Genomic DNA, 16,130 nt, shown 5'->3' with positions numbered 1-16,130 from the left:
GGACTCCCGGGATCGAAGTGACTGCCAATCGCGTTCGTTATGGACTGTAACTCTTGCAATGAGGCGTCGCAACAACTCTTGTTAGACTCCATAACAGGAGTGAGCTTGCCTAGCGAAAGGGCCGGGAATGGCGGAGACGCAGCAGGGGCCCCGGGCCAGGTACCGGGAGCAGACCCGGGCGGAGATCAAGGAAGTGGCGCTGCGCCAGCTCGCCGACGGGGGTGCGGGGGCGCTCGCGCTGACCCGGATCGCCAAGGCACTGGGCCTCTCGGGCCCCGCTCTCTATCGCTACTTCGCCAACCGCGACGACCTGCTGAGCGCCCTGATCAGGGACGCGTACGACGACGCCGCCACCGCGATCGGCGAGGCGGCTGCAACGGCGCGCGACCGCAGCCCGCGTGAGCGGCTGCACGTGCTGGCCTCGGCCTACCGCGCCTGGGCGATCTCCGAGCCGCACCGCTATCTGCTGATCCAGGGCTCCCCGGTGCCCGGATATGTGGCCCCCGACGACACCCTGGAGCGCGCGCGTGCCGCACTCGGGCCGTTCCTGCCGGTCTTCGCGGGCGGTTCCCCCGGGGCCCGTGCGGCCTCGATGGTGGACCGGATGGCGGCGTGGCTGGAGGCGGACGCAGGCGTGGGGTCCTGGGTGGCGCGGTACGCGCCCGACGCCGCGGGGGACGCCCGGGCCTCGGCCGGTGCGCTGGCCGGGGCGGTGCTGGCCTGGGCGCAGTTGCACGGAGCGGTGGGCTTGGAGGTGGCGGGGCAGTTCGCCGGCATGGGCCACGACGGGGAGACCCTGCTCGCGGCCCAGAGCGGCATGCTGGCGGACGCCTTCGGCCTGGAGTAGGCGGTCGGCGCCCGGGGTCGGACCCGGTCAGCGGCTAGGTGTATCGATCACGAGCGGGACCCGCCCTCGGGTCCCGCTCGCCCGCCTGTCCGCCTCATTAATCAGTGGCGACCGGGCCCCGTGCCCAGGGTCTTCAGGAGCGCCTGCGCCATGACCTCCTCGCCCTTCGCGTTGGGGTGGGCCGGAGCGGCGGGCGCAGCGGGGCGCAGCGGCTCGATCCACCGGTCGGCGGGTGCCTTGCACATGTCGTGGCCCACAGTCGGTCCGTACGTGTCCACGTAGTCGGCCCGGTTCAGCAGTGCGACCGCGCGGAGCATCAGGTTGAGGCGCTTCTCCGTGTCCCGCAGGTACGGGAAGTCCTTCGCGGCGAACGGGACATCGGGGTAGCAGCCGGTGCCGTCGTCGGGAAGGAGGTCCGGGTAGCCGACGACGACCACGCGCGCGTGAGGGGCCCTCTTGCGCACCTCCCTCAGTACGCGGGCGACCTTGGGCGCTGTCCGGAGGATCTTCAGCGTCAACTGGTCGTAGCCCGCGGCACCGTAGTACCGCTGGCAGGGGTTGCCGGCGAGGTCCTTGGCGCTGAGGCCGGCGCAGGTGCCGATGATGGAGCCGAAACCGACGTCGTTGCCGCCGATCTGCAGGGTCACGAGATCCGTGTCGCGCTTCACCGCGTCCAGTTGAGGTCCGTTGGTGCCCTGCGCCTGCCACATCTCGGCGGTCGTCGCACCGCCGCAGCTCACGTCGGTGAACGAGGTGACCTGGCGCTCGCGCGCGGTGATCGACGGATAGTTGTGGTCGGAGCGGGCACAGTTCGCGTCCACCTGCGTGGGTATCAGAGGGCCGGACGTGTAGGAGTCGCCCAGCGCCACATAGGTGGAGCGGGGTGTCCCGTGCGCATCCCTCGGCGCGGCCGAGGCCGTGCCGGTGAGGCCGACGGTGAGCGCGCAGCTGCTCAGCGCGGCCAGCGTGACGGCGGTGCGCCGCTTGGATACGGCCTTGCCCCGACGCGTCCGGTACATCATCATGCCCTCCCCAGAGATCCCGGTGATCCGCGGTCGGGCAGCGGTGACCAGCGCGCACGAAGCGCCAGACGGCACCCGGCCGCTCGGCGACTCGTGCCCGGCGGACCCAACCCCGCCTGTATACCCGCCAGTAGGCCGTGAGACCAGTGATCGGACGAACTCCGCGGGGTGAGGGGGCCTGCGTCGATGTCGCCGGTTCCTGCCCTGCGTCGCGTACCCGGCGGCCGGCTACAGGACGCTGATCATGGTCGCATCGCCGTGCTCGCCGTGAGGCACCGCGACGTGTGACGGGGCCTCGGGACGTGGACGTGCTTGCGGGCGGACGGCGGGGGCCGGCGCTGAGACAGGGATCCGCGATCCCTGGACAACCGCGGCCTTCATCCGGGTCCCGGGGCGCGCGACCGTTGAGGGGCAGGCGGCGGACCGGCCGGTTCGCCCGCACCCGGATCCGAAGGAAGCCACCATGTCCCGCATCGCCCTGATCACCGGCGCCAACCGCGGCCTCGGCCGCAGCACGGCCCTGCACCTCGCCGAGGCCGGTACCGACCTGATCCTGACCTACCGCTCGCACTCCGACGAGGCCGAGGCCGTCGTCGAGGCGGCCAGGAAGCTGGGCCGTACGGCGGTCGCCCTGCGGCTGGACACCGGGGACACGGCCCGGATCCCCGCCTTCACCGCACAGGTGCGTGACGCCCTGGCCCGGGAGTGGGGCCGCGACGACCTCGACGTCCTCGTCAACAACGCCGGACACGGAGTGCACGCGCCGTTCGAGGAGACCACCGAGGAGCAGTTCGACGGACTGATGGACGTCCACGTCAAGGGCGTCTTCTTCCTCACCCAGGCCCTGCTTCCCCTGATCAAGGACGGTGGCCGCATCCTCAACGTCTCCACCGGCCTGACCCGCTTCATCGCCGCACCGACCACCGCGTACGCCGCGGCCAAGGGTGCCGTGGAGGTCCTCACCCGCTACCTCGCCAAGGAGCTGGGCCCGCGCGGCATCGCGGTCAACGCCCTCGCACCGGGTGCCACCGGCACCGACTTCGGCGGTGGCGGGGTCCGCGACGACGAGGGAATGCGCTCCGTGCTGAGCGGTCTCACCGCGATGGGCCGCCCCGGCGAGCCCGACGACATCGGCGCCGCCGCCGCCGCGCTGCTCACCGAAGGCACCTCCTGGATCACCGGGCAGCGCATCGAGGCATCGGGCGGCATGATGCTCTGAAGGCCCCGGGCCGACCCGCGCCTTACCGCCACCGCGCCCCGGATGTCAGGCACCGGGGCCCCGAGGGAGACTGGAACCGTGGACCGAGCACAACTCGCGGACTTCCTGCGCACCCGGCGCGAAGCTCTGCAACCGGAGGACGTGGGCCTGCCCCGCGGACCGCGCCGCCGCACCCGCGGCCTGCGCAGGGAGGAGGCGGCGGCGCTGAGCGGCATGTCGACCGACTACTACAGCCGACTGGAGCAGCAGCGCGGCCCGCAGCCCTCGGAGCCGATGCTCGCGGCCATCGCCCGCGGCCTGCGGCTCTCGCTCGCCGAACGCGACCACCTGTTCCGCATCGCCGGCCACAACACGCCCTCCCGCCCCGGCAGCCTGCGCTCCGACCACATCACGCCCGGTCTGATGCGCATCCTCGGGCGGCTGGACGACACCCCGGCGCAGGTCATCAACGATGTGGCGGAGACCCTGGCCCAGACACCGATGGCCACCGCGCTCCTCGGCGACCAGACCCGGTTCACCGGACCCGAACGCAGCCTCACCTACCGCTGGTTCACCGACCCCGCGGCCCGGCTGCTGTACCCGGAGGAGGACCACCCGCTCCACAGCCGCTTCTTCACCTCCGGCCTGCGAGCCGCGTACTCACGCCAGGGTGCGGGCGGGCGCGCCGAGCACCTGCGCGATCTCCTGCTCGCACGCAGTCCGGAGTTCTCGGCCCTGTGGAGCGCCCACGAGATCGATGTCCCGCGTGTGGACCCCAAGCTCGTACGCCACCCCGAGCTGGGCCTCCTCACCCTCCAGTGCCAGGTCCTGCTGGACCCGGAGCAGAACCAGGCGCTGCTCGTGTACACCGCCACCCCCGGCTCGGCGGACGACGAGAAGCTGCGCCTGCTGCCGGTGCTGGGCACGCGGTCCGCGGGCACCTGACAGCCCCGCCGCACGCGGTCGTCCTGCGAAACGGTGACGACGACGTCGGTGACGTGATGGGCTCTGGAGGACCGTCGCCGGGTGGGTGTCAGTACACCGCTCGCTTCATGCCTGTTTGCCGAAACGGCAACGCTGATCGCGCCGAACGGCCGGGTCGTCGCATGATCGTGGGGAGCCCCACCGGCCACCCCGAGAACCGAGGAGAAGTGCCCCCATGCGATCCCGACCGACCGCCGCACTCCGCCATCGCACCGTTCAGGGCCCAGCCGGGCGCCTGCACCTGGTGGAGCAGGGCACCGGCCCCTTGGTCCTCCTCCTCCACGGCTTCCCCGAGTCCTGGTACTCCTGGCGCCACCAGTTCCCGGCTCTCGCCTCGGCCGGCTACCGCGCGGCGGCGATCGACGTACGCGGTTACGGCCGCTCCTCCAAACCCGCTGCCGTCGACGCCTACCGCATGCTCGACCTGGTGGAGGACAACGTCGCCGTCGTACGCGCTCTCGGCGAGGAGAACGCGGTGGTCATCGGTCATGACTGGGGCTCCAACATCGCCGCCACCTCCGCTCTGCTCCACCCTGACGTGTTCCGCGCGGTCGGCCTGCTCAGCGTCCCGTACGCACCGCCCGGCGGCCCCCGCCCCACCGACGTCTTCAGCCGGATAGGCGGTCCTGAACAGGAGTTCTACGTCTCCTACTTCCAGGAACCCGGCCGCGCCGAGTCGGAGATCGAACCCGACGTCCGGGGCTGGCTCGCCGGCTTCTACGCGGCCCTGTCCGCCGACACCATGCCCGCGGGGAACGAGTCCGACCCGCACTTCCTCGCCCACGGCGGCCGACTGCGCGACCGTTTCCCCGCCGCACGGCGCCCGGCGTGGCTGAGCGAGGAAGACCTCGACGTCTACGCCTCGGAGTTCGAACGCACCGGCCTGACCGGCGCCCTGAACCGCTACCGCAACATGGACCGCGACTGGCAGGACCTCGCCCCCCACCGGGGAGCCCCCATCGAACAGCCCTCCCTGTTCATCGGCGGCACCCTGGACGCCTCCACCACCTGGATGTCCGACGCGATCGACGCCTACCCCGCCACACTCCCCGGACTGTCGGCCTCCCACCTCCTGGAAGGCTGCGGCCACTGGGTCCAGCAGGAACGCCCCGACGAGGTCAACGACCTGCTCACCGAGTGGCTCGCCACACTGCGGGGCTGAGACCACACCGGCTTCGGCCCCCATGAACCGGGCCGCGAGATCACCGCGCCGACCGCCGCGACACGTCGGCACTCAGATCGGCCCGCACCAGATCGTGGTCCGACCACGGGGTGGGATGCACCCGTTGCTCCAGCGGGCCGAAGCCACGAAGGAAGATGTAGTCGAACTTGCTGCGCCAGTCGGTGGTCGGCTCGCACGGACCCGCGCCGGAGGGACCGCACGCGGCGTCCGCGTCCCTGGCCATGCGCCACATCACGGTGAGTTCAGAGGCGTCCGGCACCGCGTTGAAGTCACCCAGAACGATCGCGCGGTCGTACCGGACGACCGCCTTGGCCAGTACGCCGGCTTGCTCCGCACGGACCGCCTGCTGCCTGCGCTGCGCCAAGTGGGTGTTGAACACCCGGACGCGCCGGCCGTCGACGAGAGTCGTGACGGCCATGTACCCACGGTCCTCGGAACCGCCGTGGGGATACTCCACGTTGACATGGTCAGTCATCGGAGCGGCCGACAGGATGGCCTGGCCGAACCCTCCGGGGCTCCACGGGACTCCCCCGCATCGGCTCCAACTGGGCAGCACCGATCCGTACTCGACGTGGTACACCCGTCCGTACCGGTACCGCAGATAGTCCCGGATCCGCTGGACATCACCGACGCACGCTTCTTGCAGGCCGATGACCTGGGGCGCGTACGTGGCGATCTCCGCCGCCCTGCCGCCGTTCTGCCCGCTGCCCTTGCAGGGGTTGCAGATGTTCCAGGTCATGACACGGTTCGGCACGACCTCCCTGGGAGCGCCGGCCGGCAGCGGCCCGGCCGTGTAGGCGCCGTTCGACACGCTGGGGCCTGCGAGCAGCAGGCACGCCATGACCAGCGTGCCCGCCAACCACCGCGCGCCTGTTCCGGCCACCTTCGGCTCCTGGAAGTAGATTCGCCACACCCGCATGAGGGGTCTCCCCGCACGAGCTTATGCGGCACGAAACGCCTGAGCTGCTGGCGGCATCACACCGAAGGAAGCCCGGGCACAAGGCAGCACCCGGTCGTGCTCCGGCTCCGGTCGAGCGTTCCGGCTCTGGCACAATCGCCGCATGACCGTCCAGCCCGACGCCACCGCCGCATCCCACCGGCCCCTTTCCGAGCCGGTGCGCCTCGACCTGGCTGATGCCGACACCCTTCGGCAGCTGTGGAACCTCCAGCGGGCCTCCTACGCGGTCGAAGCACGGCTCATCGGATTCGACGGCCTGCCACCCCTGCTCGAATCCCTTGATCAGCTGCGCGCATGCGACGAGTCCTTCCTCGGGATCCGCGAGGAGTCGGTACTGATCGGAGCAGTCGGCTGGACCCGCCTGCCGAACGGTGCTCTGGACATCTGCCGCCTGGTGGTCCATCCCGACGCACATCGCCGCGGCGTCGCAACCGTGCTTCTCGACGCCCTGGACTCGATCGAGCCCGCGCACCTGGCCATCGTCGCCACCGGCGCTGCGAACCTGCCCGCGCTCGCGCTCTATCGCCGGCGCGGCTTCGTGCCCGTCGGTGAGCGCCGGGTCGCACCCGGCCTCACCATCACGGAACTGGAACGACGCGGCTCTGTTCAGGAGTCCGGCATCAAGCACCGCTAGGGCCTGGCCCCGGACCAGGTCCCGTCTCGTCCCATCTCGTCGTCTCGTCTCGTACGCGAGGATCATCGTCGATCCGTCCCTTCCCCGGGTCCCGCGACCCGCGAAGGCGGTCGGGGGCAGCCGAGAACGCACTGGTCGGGCGTCCTCACGCAGGACATGATGCGGCCATGCGTTTCGCCCAGGATGACCGGGAGCTGCTCGCTCTCGTCCGCCGCTATGTCACGCCCGACCGGCGCTACCTCAAGCTCGGGGGCGCGGCCCTGGGCATGGCCGCGCCTGCTCGCGCCAAGTTCACGCGGAGACTCGGCAAGGCCGCCGGCGTCATCACGCCTCGCGAGCTGACCGTCCTGCTCGAAGGCGGGTGGCGCGAGCGCAAGACCGCAGCGTGGCTCATCGCCGTCGCACGCAGAACCGAGTTCCGCGAACGCCTCGGCGAACTGCTGCTCGCCAGCGAGGTCTGCTACGCGGGCACGGCCTACTGCGTCACCCTCGCCACCTTCGGTACCCGTGCCGACGCAGACCTGATCGCTGCCTACCTCGACCGCTATCTGCGGCGGCCCGATCTCTTCTACGACCAGTCAGCCGCCATGGGTGCGCTCCTGCACCTGGATGCCGAGCTCCGCACCCATCAAGCAGCCCGCGTACTCGCCCCGGGCGGCCTCTGGCAGCAGTGGATCGACGGGCCACCGCGCAAGGAACACCACGGGACGCCGGACAGCCACCATGAAGCCATCAGCCGACTCTGTGACTTCGTCGATGAGGCCACCGAGCACTGCACGGCAAGGAGGCGATGACACAGCCCCCTCCGGTCAGCAGACTGCCTTGCGCTGGGTACGGGCGAACGCGGCGCGGTTCGGCGGGGACCCCGGCTCCGTCACCCCGTTCGGTGAGTCCGCGGGTGTCCTGAGGGTCTGCGCGCACCTCACCTCCCCGGGCGCGGGCCGGCTCTTTCGGCGTGGCCGAGTGGTCACGGTTTCCCGGTGCCCGGAGCGGTCATCGCGGTCGGCGACCTGCCTGTGTTGCTCGGGAGGTGCCAACGTCCCGACCTGGGAACGCCGTTGAGGGGGAGACAAGTCCGCCCGGACGCCTACCGGGCCGTGGCCCGGGCCGTCACAATCTCGGTATGACGATCACGCCGGCCCCTCCGAGCGGACCGCCGACGCGCCGCACCCCCCTCGACCTCGCCCGCGGGGTCCTCACGGGCGCGGTGATCGGGAGCTCGCTCGCCGCCCTCGTCGTCGGCACTGTCCTTGAACGCGTTCCGCTGCTGGTCGGCGGCTTGGCCGTCCCCCTCGCGTACGGACTGCTTGTCCTCGCCGCTGGGGCGCCCGAGCGCGCACGCGAGGCGGCCATCGTCCCCCGCACCGCGCTCGCCAGGATCGAGAGCCTGCGCGCCACCGGGGGTGAGACCAGCGACGTGCCCGTCCGCTTCGACCTCACCGTCGCGCCGGACAGCGGGCCGGCGTACCGCGTCGAGTCCACCCAGTCCGTCAATCTCGTCGACCTGCCCGACTACAAGCCCGGCGGCATCGTCGTCGTCCGGTACCCACCGCACCAGCCGTGGGCGGTGAAACTGGTGAAGCGCCCGACACCGGAATGGGAGGACCGCGCGACCGCGGCCCGCATCGATTCAGCGCCCGGCCCGGCCCTGACCGACGAGCCGCCCCGGGACGGCGCCGTCGGCGGCTACCTCACCCTCCTCGCCCTGCTGCTCGGAGCGGCCGGCGTGGTCTTCCTCTTCCGGGCCGACCTCTTCGGCCCGGAAGACCCTACCGACCGGCCCCCCTCGGCCGCTGGGACCGCCGACTCCGGCACCTCGTCCACCACGATCGTCTCGGCCGCGTCCGGCACCGTCGCCCTCGGCCCCGGACAGTCCCTGTTCGACGAGGGCCGGCTGCGTCTGGCGGTGGACGCGCTCACCAGGGGCGACGGCAGAAAGCGCCGGGCTCTCACCGTCGTCGTGCAGGACCGCCTCCTCACCGTCGTCTTCACCCCTACGGGCTCGCAGGCACCCGGCTTCGACCTGGACGCTCTGCCCTACCCGCGCATCCCCGCCCTCGTCCGGGAGGCCCGGACCACGCTCGGCGTCCGCTCCCCGCGGACCTGGCAGCTCACCGCCGAGAGCCTGTCCGGCGCCCTCACCCTCCGAGTCGGGGTGGCCGGCGCCGACGGCGCCGCCTCGTTGGAGGCGAACGGCCTCGGCGAGATCGTGCGGCGCTTCTCGGCGCGCTGACGGGACGCGCGCCCGGACGAAACGGGTGAGCCGGGCGGGGCAGGCTATCGGACCAGGAGGAGCACGGATGGGCTTGCACGGATATCTGGCGCTCTGGTGCGTCGTCCTCGGCGCCGTAGCGGTCGTCGGATACGGACGGTCGCTGGCCGGGGTGACCCGCGGCCAGCGGGCGGTCCGCGTCATGGGCCGGATCGAACGGGTCACGGAGCCCCGGCACGGGAGCTCGGCACGCGAGGGGATCGCCGTGGTCGTCACCTTCCGCGACCCCGCCACGGGGCAGGAGTTCACCGTCACCAACGACGGCGAATGCGGCGACCGGATCAGCACGGCCTGGACGGGCCGGGAGATCGGCATCCGCTACCCGCCCGGCCGTCCGCACGCCTACCGCTTCACCACGGACCCGGACGCCGGACGGAGCGGGCTCGGTTGGCCCAACTTCGCGGTCTTCCTCATCTACGTCGGGCTGGTCGTCGTCGCCTCGATCGACTGGGGCCGGCCGTGGGCCCTCATCGGCTTCGGCGTCCCCTGGACGCTGCTGAGCGCGACCTACCTGCCCGGGGCCATACGCGACTCACGCCCGCGCATCGAGAGCCTCGCCTCCGGCGGCCCGGTCCCGGGCCGCGTCATCGCCGTACTGAAGGACGTCACCGTCGACGAGGACAGCGGAACCACCACCAGCCACACCCCGGTCGTCGCCTTCACCACCCACGACGGCACCGCCGTCACCGCCTACCGCACCGTAGGGCTGAGCGATCCCGCCGGCTCGCGCGGCCGGGACCTCACGATCCACTACCGCCCCGACAACCCGGACGTCTTCACCACGGACCTCGCCGCCGAACACCGCTCCCGCGTCAGCGAGATCGCGTTCGCTGTCGGGGCCCTTCTCGTGGGGGTCGCTGCGGCCGTGGCGGGAGGGATCCTGATCGTGGGCTGATGCCCACCGCCCCGGCCGAGCCGGCTCCGCGACCAGCGCGACGCCGGACGACGGCCGCCGCCTCCGATGCGCCGATCACCCTCTGACCGTCGGCCAAGCCGACGCACGGCCCGGGCACCCGTCGAATGACGCATGGCGCGGTCGAGCGGCCCCCGCCCGTAACCTCAGGCCGCCCTCCCGGCAGGTACCGGGAGGGCTCCAGCGGGGCCGTCACACGGCGTCAGGGCCGGCCGGCGCCGGGATCAACTCCCTTCGAGGCGGGCCAGTTCGGCGCGCAGCTTCTTGATTCCGTCCTCGGCGACGTCGTACGCGCTCGGCACGCCCTCTACCGGCTGGTCGTCCCCGGGGACCCAGAACTTCCGCCGCGTCAGCCGCAAGGAGTCGAGGAACTCCGGGATGGCGTTGAAGACTTCGATGAGCAACGGCCCGTCGTATACGGGCAGGACGGGATCGAGGAACTCGCGCCAGGGGATCCAGCTGTCAGCGACCTCGCCGCGGTCCGGCGGGGAGACCTGGACGTAGTGCAGACGCTGCCGGCCGGCGGCGTCCTCGATGTCTCGCTGGTACGCCTTCGGGCCGCTGCTGCCGAGGACGACGTGGGAGCTGTCGACGCACACGCCGATGTGCGGACTGCTCACGCCGGCCAGGAAGTCGAGTACGTCGCGCACCATGTTCGGGGCGGGGGTCTCCCAGTGGTCGACGGGTTCGATGGCGACCTGGACGCCCCTCTCCGCCGCGTACGCGCCCAGTTGCTCGAAGAGCGGCTGGGCGATCTCGTATCGGGGCCGCAGCCAGTCCTGCAGCGCGTCACTCCACAGCGGCTTGCCGTTGGCGGTGGGGAAGACGTTGTACGGGAACAGGACGGGGCCCGCCATGATGGTGCCGCGCAGAGCCGCTGTGATGTCCACCCGTGACTTGAGGTAGCCGAGCGCCGCCTCGCGTTCCTCGGCGATCAGCGACGTGGGGTCGTAGGCCGGCGTCGTGGCCACGTTGGTGGTCAGGCCCACGTCGGCCAGACCGGCCGTGTCGAGGGCCTCCCTGAGCTTTTCGTAGCGGGGCACCTCGCCTTGGGGGTCGCCCGTGTCGTTCGGGAAGACGGGCATGTCGAACCCCGCGTACCCGATGCTCCGCAGCTTCTCCATGTGCCGGACGACGACCTCGGTGTACCGGGGATCGTCCGGGTGCAGATTGACGGTGAACATGAAGAAGCTGAGGTAGATGTCGCGCGCGCTCATGGCTACCATCCCAGGACTTCGGCGAGGTAGGCGCGGGCCATCTTGGCGTACTTCAGCGGGCATGCCCTCGCCGGGTCCTGCTCGGCCTCGACGACCAGCCATCCCTCGTAGCCGGCGTTCCCCAGGGTGGTGAGGACGGGCCTGAAGTCGATCATCCCTTCCACGTCTCCGGGCACGGTGAACACGCCCTGCCGGATGCCCTCCTCGAAGGACAGGTGGTCGCTCTTCACCTTCTCGGCAACCGGCTCGCGGACGTTCTTGAGGTGCACGTGCTTGATCCGCTGCTTGTGCTTCTCCGCGGTGCGGAGCGGGTCGTCACCCGCGAGCTGGAGATGCCCCGTGTCGAACAGCAGGTGCACGAGGTCCGGGTCGGTGCCTGCCATCAGCCTGTCGACGTCCGCGGCCGACTGCACGCCCGTGCCCATGTGGTGGTGATAGCAGAGCCGCATCCCGCTGTCCGCGGCCAGCTTGCCGATGTCGTTGAGCCCCTCGGTGAGGAGGTGCCAGTCCGAGTCGGTGAAGTGCGGGCGGTTCCTGAAGACGGGGATGGGCTGCAGATGGGACGACTGCCCGAACTCCGCGACCACGATGTCGTGACCGCCCACCTTCTTGAGGAACTCCAGCTGCCTCTTGAAGTTCTCGACGGTCCGGTCCTTTTCACCGATGGTGAAATACGTACTCACCCAGGGCTCGGACACCTGCAGGCCGCGCAGGTCGAGCGCTTCCTTGAGGACGGTTGCCTCCGCCGGGTACTTGTGGCCGATACTGCAGCCCTGAAATCCCGCGAGCGCCATCTCGCTCACGCATTGCTCGAACGGGATTCCGTTGTCGATCAGGGGGAAGTCGTCGTTCCACCACAGGGTCGGCGTGACGCCGAGCGACACCTTGTCGGGGCCCAGGTTCGGGACAGTGCTGGTCATGCGCGTCTTCTCCGTTCAGTGGTTCTCGAGTGCGGGCGGAGTGGCCCACGACCCGTAGCCCGGCGCCTTCGCACCGGACGGATGGGCACCGATCGCCCGCCACAGCAGGCCCTCGGTGTAGGCGTCGGGGGAGACGACGAACGGGGGTGTGCGCTCACCGCTGTCCTCCGCCCGGCCTTCTCCGGCCTGCTGCGGTCCGGGCGCGGTCTGCCAGGGCAGGCTTTCCTCGGGCTGGCTGTCGTCCGGTACTGCGGGCTTCGCTCCACTGCGGCCGGGCGCCGTCCAAGCCGCCACGTCCACGCGTCCCGTCAGTTCGGGGCCGTACCAGACGCCGACGTACCAGAGCTTGATGATGCTCTTCACCACCGGATCGGCGGGGACGGCGGAGAGATCGGACGAGATCGCGTTCCGGAGCGCGTCCGACCCTTCTTGAGCCACGACCGTTTCGTGGTACGCCTCCGCCTGACCGGTTCCCCACAGGTCGAACTCGCTGAAGCCGGTGACAGTGGCAGAGAACTTCACGAATGCGCGCAGATCCTCTTCCGTGGTCGCTGTTCGCGTCACGGTGTTTCCTCCTTCGACGGTCTAGATCTCGAATGTCGGGCCGGCGTGGAATCCCCCGTGCCCGGTGAGCGGGTTGCGGATGAGCCGGTTCATGCTGTCGCGAATGCGGAACATCTCCCAGACCGCCTTGAGCAGCAGGTCGGGCCGGCCGTTGTAGGCCAGGTTGATGTTGGTCAGGAAAGTGGCGTAGGACCGGTTGAATTCCTCGGCCGCCGCCAGGATCTCCGGGTCTCCCACGAGATCCGCCAGTTTGATGTCCGGCTTCACCGGATACGCGGCATCCCAGTCGACGTTCACATCCGGGCCGGAAGGACTACCCGGCGGGTCGCCCTTCTGGTAGTACTGGCCCTTCTCCAGTTGCTGGAACCTGTAGTAGTGGGCGATTTCGTCCTGGCTGTCGAAGATGCCGCCGTGCAGCCCTTCGCCCTGCTCCGCGACGAGGGTGAGCGCCGCGACCGCGGTGTCGCGCCCCGTCACCTCGATCACATCGCCGCCACCCGAGTAGAAGTACTCGGGGGTCACCTGGCGAGCGGGCTCGCCGGTGAAGATCGTCGTCCCCGCCTGCCGGGCCTGGTCCTCCAGGTGGTTGATGCCCCGCATGATCTCCTCGTAGAACTCACCGATGCTCGCGAAACGCAGGGTGGGTTCTCCGGGGACGAGGCCGAGGACGGTGCCGGACTCCTCGATCTCCGCCAGTTTCTCCGATGGTGGCGCCACGCCGTCGGACGCCAGCCCCAGGGCCGCCCAGTCCATCGGGACGAACCTGTCCTCCTCGTTGGCGGCAGGCGCCGGCTTCTCGATCCTCAGGAACGTGTCGAGAGCCTCGCGCGAGAACGGCCGGAGATGCACCTCGAAGTCGTCGGGACCACACGGCAGGCGTGTCGGGTAGTTCGGCACGAAGCCGGACCTGGTGAGTTCCGGAGTCCCGCCCACGGCGTTCAGGACGTTGGCGACCAGGGTGAGGTGCAGCATCTCCTCGACGGCCACGACCCTGATGACGTGCCAGGCATCAGAGTTCTTCCCCGGATGCAGCGAGTAGAGGGCGGTGAGGTAGGGCGGGAGCGTCGCGTGCTCCAACTGGAGCCCCTTGTACAGGTATTCGCGCAGTTCCTCGATGGTCTTGATCTTGGAGTCCTGGGACGGCTCCGATTGTGCAACGGACATGTTCCCCCAATCGTGGGCGGTGGCGGCGGCCGGATGCGTCGGGCCGCGGGTCTCTTGCCGTTTAGCTGCGGACGGTGGCCGGGGCCTTCGCCGCGCGCAGGTACCTGACGATGTGGGTGGAGCTGCGGAAGGCGAGCGCCGCCATGGTCAGGCTGATGTTGGACGTACCGATCGAGGGCAGGCTGCCGGGTCCGACGAGGTAGAGGTTGTCGTGGTCCCACGACTGCTGGGTGTGGTCGACCACCGAGTTCGTCGGGTCGGTGCCCATGATGTGGGTGCCCGCGAGGTGGTTGCCGCCCACGATGTTGTACCACTGGCCCTCGTGCTCGACGGCGCTGTAGCGGTCCTTGTCGTACTGGGTCCGCTCCTCGGCACCGAGCTTCGCGAAGATGTCGGTCGCGAGATCGCGGGCGAACGCGGCACCCCGCATGGTGTACGGCGGGATCGTGAGCGACACGACCGGCTTCAGGTTGTCGAGGGCGTCCTTGTACCGCTCGTCCACGGTGACCGTGTTGTTCCGGTCGGGCAGCAGGTCGATCATGAAGGCCAGCAGAAGCTGCCGGGAGATCTGGTTCCCGAGGGTCCGGCGCAACTCCTTCCCGTGCAGACCCTGTTTGTCGACGAGTTCGACCAGGTCCGTGTAGGGCGAGCCGGTCGCCCAGCCCCAGCCGTCGTTGTGGATGTCCACGCCGAATCCCGCCTGGGTGCCGCGGAAGCGACCGCCGCGCAGGTCGGTGATTCCGCTCGTGCAGGACGTGCCCCGCATCGTGCCGGCCGGCTCGGGCAGCAGGCCCCAGGACAGCAGGTACGCGTGGTCCATCAGGTTCCGGCCGATCAGCTGGCTGCGGCTCATGCGCTGCATGCCGGAGGCCAGCATGAGCCGGGCGTTCTCGATGGCGTGCGCGCAGAGAATGTAGACGGTGCCCTTCACCGTGTACGTCTCGTAGCTGTTGGATTCGAGCGACTGGTAGTTCTTGATGGTGATCCCGGTGACCCGGCGGTCCTGCTCGTCGACCTCCACCTTCGACGCGACCGCCTGCGTCAGGATCTTGACGTTGCCTTTGCTGAGCGCCTTGGTCAGGGTCTTTCCCGCGTGATACTTGGCCTGCACGGGGCAGAGCGGGACGCAGTTGGTGTTCCCCTGGCAGCGCTCGCCCTCTTCCACCTGGTTGGTGCTCACCGCACCGACCGGGACGAAGCCCTTTCCGCCGTCGTACGCGGCGTTCGGAACGCCGTTGCGGGCCTGCGGAAAACTCCGCACCCGGAGGGTGTAGTCGTCGTCCGCCAGGTTGACCCGCATGCCGTCCACACCTCGGGCGACCGTCTGGTCGAGATAGGACGGCGGCATGCGGTGCATCGGGAACACATACCCCTTCGGGAAATGCATTCCCAGATACGCCTGGTCCTCGACTTCCGCGGCCACCCCCAGTTCGGCCTCGGCCTGCCGGTAGTAGGGTTCCAGATCGTCGTAGCTGAGCGGCCAGTTCAGCCCCTGCCCGTACTTGGTCCGCAGGTTGAAGTCCTCGGGAAGCATGCGCAGCGCTTTCCCCTCCCAGTGCATGGAGGTGCCGCCGAGGACTCGGGTGAACGTGGTGTCCGAGCAGTACGTGTCTTCCTGCACGAGGTAGAACTCGTCTCGGGGCGTGCCCGGATCCACCGGCATGGTGTCGGTGCTCCTGGGCATCCGGGCATTCGGGTTGAACGGGTACGGCGACTGGTTGTCCTTGATGACCGCACCGTAGAACCGCGTCAGGTACGACTCGTACTCCGCGAGGTCCAGGTCCTTGCCGGGACCGGCTTCCACGATCAGCACCTTGTAGCCCGACTGGCTCAGCTGCTCGGCGACGATGGAACCCGCCATGCCGCCGCCGACGATCACGGCATCCCATTCACCTCTCGCGGCCTCGGCCGCACTGGTCTGCGTCGCAGCACCCGCCGGGAAAATCACCGGGTCCGTATCGTCGAAAGACGTCATTGATGCCCCTTGTCGTGTCTGGGGGTGGCCTCACCCCGATTCGGGCCGAACAGCCCGGTGAAATCCCACCAGTTGCCCAAGTCGATACGGCGTCCACTGATGAGCCGATGAGGAATTCCCGTGAGCCCCAGGAGGGTCGCCTGCTGCGGTGGCCCACGCCTGACGCCGCACACCGATCCGCAGGGGAACGAGGGAAGGGCCTCGGCATGAGGTTTGCATATGACGCGGTCATTCGCTCTACCGCGGCTGGGATATCGCCGGGAAACCCATCGATCGGAC

At 69.9% G+C, this 16,130-nt stretch carries 15 protein-coding genes and 1 pseudogene; 9 read left to right on the top strand and 7 right to left on the bottom strand.

Annotation, left to right across the window (positions count from 1 at the left end):
• The first annotated feature begins 127 nt into the window (after nucleotides 1–127).
• Nucleotides 128–847, top strand: coding sequence for a TetR/AcrR family transcriptional regulator (locus tag G3I41_RS23470; RefSeq protein WP_164402366.1), 720 nt, complete (start codon nucleotides 128–130; stop codon nucleotides 845–847).
• Between the two features lie 101 nt (nucleotides 848–948).
• Here G3I41_RS23470 and G3I41_RS23465 read toward each other — a convergent pair whose 3' ends face one another.
• Nucleotides 949–1,869: an SGNH/GDSL hydrolase family protein gene (locus G3I41_RS23465; RefSeq protein ID WP_164402409.1), complete on the bottom strand. Its 921-nt coding sequence runs from the start codon at nucleotides 1,867–1,869 to the stop codon at nucleotides 949–951.
• A gap of 463 nt (nucleotides 1,870–2,332) precedes the next feature.
• On the opposite strand from G3I41_RS23465, the gene G3I41_RS23460 reads away from it, so the two are divergent.
• From G3I41_RS23460 to G3I41_RS23450, 3 genes are all read left to right on the top strand, one after another.
• A complete protein-coding gene (locus G3I41_RS23460) occupies nucleotides 2,333–3,088 on the top strand; it encodes an SDR family oxidoreductase (RefSeq protein WP_164402365.1) in 756 nt (251 codons plus the stop codon).
• A 78-nt stretch (nucleotides 3,089–3,166) separates the two neighbouring features.
• Entirely contained in the window at nucleotides 3,167–4,012 is an 846-nt protein-coding gene (locus G3I41_RS23455; protein WP_164402364.1) for a helix-turn-helix transcriptional regulator, read from the top strand.
• A 214-nt stretch (nucleotides 4,013–4,226) separates the two neighbouring features.
• Nucleotides 4,227–5,213: an alpha/beta hydrolase gene (locus tag G3I41_RS23450; protein ID WP_164402363.1), complete on the top strand. Its 987-nt coding sequence runs from the start codon at nucleotides 4,227–4,229 to the stop codon at nucleotides 5,211–5,213.
• 40 nt (nucleotides 5,214–5,253) lie between these two features.
• Here the strand turns inward: G3I41_RS23450 and G3I41_RS23445 are convergent, their stop codons facing one another.
• On the bottom strand, nucleotides 5,254–6,153 hold the full coding sequence (locus G3I41_RS23445; protein WP_164402362.1) for an endonuclease/exonuclease/phosphatase family protein: 900 nt from the start codon (nucleotides 6,151–6,153) through the stop codon (nucleotides 5,254–5,256).
• Nucleotides 6,154–6,295: 142 nt separating this feature from the next.
• On the opposite strand from G3I41_RS23445, the gene G3I41_RS23440 reads away from it, so the two are divergent.
• The 5 genes and pseudogenes from G3I41_RS23440 to G3I41_RS23420 all read left to right on the top strand — a co-directional run bounded on the left by G3I41_RS23440 (nucleotide 6,296) and on the right by G3I41_RS23420 (nucleotide 9,993).
• Complete coding sequence (locus G3I41_RS23440; RefSeq protein WP_164402361.1) at nucleotides 6,296–6,826, top strand: GNAT family N-acetyltransferase; 531 nt, start codon at nucleotides 6,296–6,298, stop codon at nucleotides 6,824–6,826.
• 167 nt (nucleotides 6,827–6,993) lie between these two features.
• Complete coding sequence (locus tag G3I41_RS23435) at nucleotides 6,994–7,620, top strand: DUF6000 family protein (RefSeq protein ID WP_164402360.1); 627 nt, start codon at nucleotides 6,994–6,996, stop codon at nucleotides 7,618–7,620.
• 16 nt (nucleotides 7,621–7,636) lie between these two features.
• Nucleotides 7,637–7,783: pseudogene (locus G3I41_RS36985) on the top strand (carboxylesterase family protein); the annotation flags it as partial.
• Between the two features lie 166 nt (nucleotides 7,784–7,949).
• Entirely contained in the window at nucleotides 7,950–9,059 is a 1,110-nt protein-coding gene (locus G3I41_RS23425; RefSeq protein ID WP_164402358.1) for a hypothetical protein, read from the top strand.
• A 67-nt stretch (nucleotides 9,060–9,126) separates the two neighbouring features.
• Nucleotides 9,127–9,993 (top strand): DUF3592 domain-containing protein, encoded by an 867-nt coding sequence (locus G3I41_RS23420; protein WP_164402357.1) that lies wholly within the window; start codon nucleotides 9,127–9,129, stop codon nucleotides 9,991–9,993.
• Nucleotides 9,994–10,235: 242 nt separating this feature from the next.
• Here the strand turns inward: G3I41_RS23420 and G3I41_RS23415 are convergent, their stop codons facing one another.
• The 5 genes from G3I41_RS23415 to G3I41_RS23395 form a co-directional block, all read right to left on the bottom strand.
• Nucleotides 10,236–11,228: a sugar phosphate isomerase/epimerase family protein gene (locus G3I41_RS23415; RefSeq protein WP_203601537.1), complete on the bottom strand. Its 993-nt coding sequence runs from the start codon at nucleotides 11,226–11,228 to the stop codon at nucleotides 10,236–10,238.
• A gap of 2 nt (nucleotides 11,229–11,230) precedes the next feature.
• Nucleotides 11,231–12,148 (bottom strand): myo-inosose-2 dehydratase, encoded by a 918-nt coding sequence (gene iolE, locus G3I41_RS23410; protein ID WP_164402355.1) that lies wholly within the window; start codon nucleotides 12,146–12,148, stop codon nucleotides 11,231–11,233.
• Between the two features lie 15 nt (nucleotides 12,149–12,163).
• Entirely contained in the window at nucleotides 12,164–12,712 is a 549-nt protein-coding gene (locus G3I41_RS23405) for a hypothetical protein (RefSeq protein WP_203601536.1), read from the bottom strand.
• Nucleotides 12,713–12,733: 21 nt separating this feature from the next.
• Nucleotides 12,734–13,876: a ferritin-like protein gene (locus G3I41_RS23400; RefSeq protein WP_164402354.1), complete on the bottom strand. Its 1,143-nt coding sequence runs from the start codon at nucleotides 13,874–13,876 to the stop codon at nucleotides 12,734–12,736.
• 61 nt (nucleotides 13,877–13,937) lie between these two features.
• On the bottom strand, nucleotides 13,938–15,851 hold the full coding sequence (locus G3I41_RS23395; protein WP_164402353.1) for a GMC family oxidoreductase: 1,914 nt from the start codon (nucleotides 15,849–15,851) through the stop codon (nucleotides 13,938–13,940).
• Nucleotides 15,852–16,130: the final 279 nt, after the last annotated feature.

The organism is Streptomyces sp. SID9727, from assembly GCF_010550605.1.
Lineage (GTDB): Bacteria > Actinomycetota > Actinomycetes > Streptomycetales > Streptomycetaceae > Streptomyces.
The sequence above is the reverse complement of the archived record's forward strand: the minus strand, read 5'-3'. Positions and strand labels throughout refer to the sequence as shown.

Excerpts from the sequence above, each read along its gene's own strand:
- G3I41_RS23425 (WP_164402358.1), top strand. The coding sequence starts at position 7,950 with ATGACGATCACGCCGGCCCCTCCGAGCGGACCGCCGACGCGCCGCACC.
- G3I41_RS23470 (WP_164402366.1), top strand. The coding sequence starts at position 128 with ATGGCGGAGACGCAGCAGGGGCCCCGGGCCAGGTACCGGGAGCAGACC.
- G3I41_RS23395 (WP_164402353.1), bottom strand. The coding sequence starts at position 15,851 with ATGACGTCTTTCGACGATACGGACCCGGTGATTTTCCCGGCGGGTGCT.
- G3I41_RS23400 (WP_164402354.1), bottom strand. The coding sequence starts at position 13,876 with ATGTCCGTTGCACAATCGGAGCCGTCCCAGGACTCCAAGATCAAGACC.
- G3I41_RS23445 (WP_164402362.1), bottom strand. The coding sequence starts at position 6,153 with ATGCGGGTGTGGCGAATCTACTTCCAGGAGCCGAAGGTGGCCGGAACA.
- G3I41_RS23450 (WP_164402363.1), top strand. The coding sequence starts at position 4,227 with ATGCGATCCCGACCGACCGCCGCACTCCGCCATCGCACCGTTCAGGGC.
- G3I41_RS23460 (WP_164402365.1), top strand. The coding sequence starts at position 2,333 with ATGTCCCGCATCGCCCTGATCACCGGCGCCAACCGCGGCCTCGGCCGC.
- G3I41_RS23465 (WP_164402409.1), bottom strand. The coding sequence starts at position 1,869 with ATGATGTACCGGACGCGTCGGGGCAAGGCCGTATCCAAGCGGCGCACC.
- G3I41_RS23415 (WP_203601537.1), bottom strand. The coding sequence starts at position 11,228 with ATGAGCGCGCGCGACATCTACCTCAGCTTCTTCATGTTCACCGTCAAT.
- G3I41_RS23420 (WP_164402357.1), top strand. The coding sequence starts at position 9,127 with ATGGGCTTGCACGGATATCTGGCGCTCTGGTGCGTCGTCCTCGGCGCC.
- G3I41_RS23435 (WP_164402360.1), top strand. The coding sequence starts at position 6,994 with ATGCGTTTCGCCCAGGATGACCGGGAGCTGCTCGCTCTCGTCCGCCGC.
- iolE (WP_164402355.1), bottom strand. The coding sequence starts at position 12,148 with ATGACCAGCACTGTCCCGAACCTGGGCCCCGACAAGGTGTCGCTCGGC.
- G3I41_RS23440 (WP_164402361.1), top strand. The coding sequence starts at position 6,296 with ATGACCGTCCAGCCCGACGCCACCGCCGCATCCCACCGGCCCCTTTCC.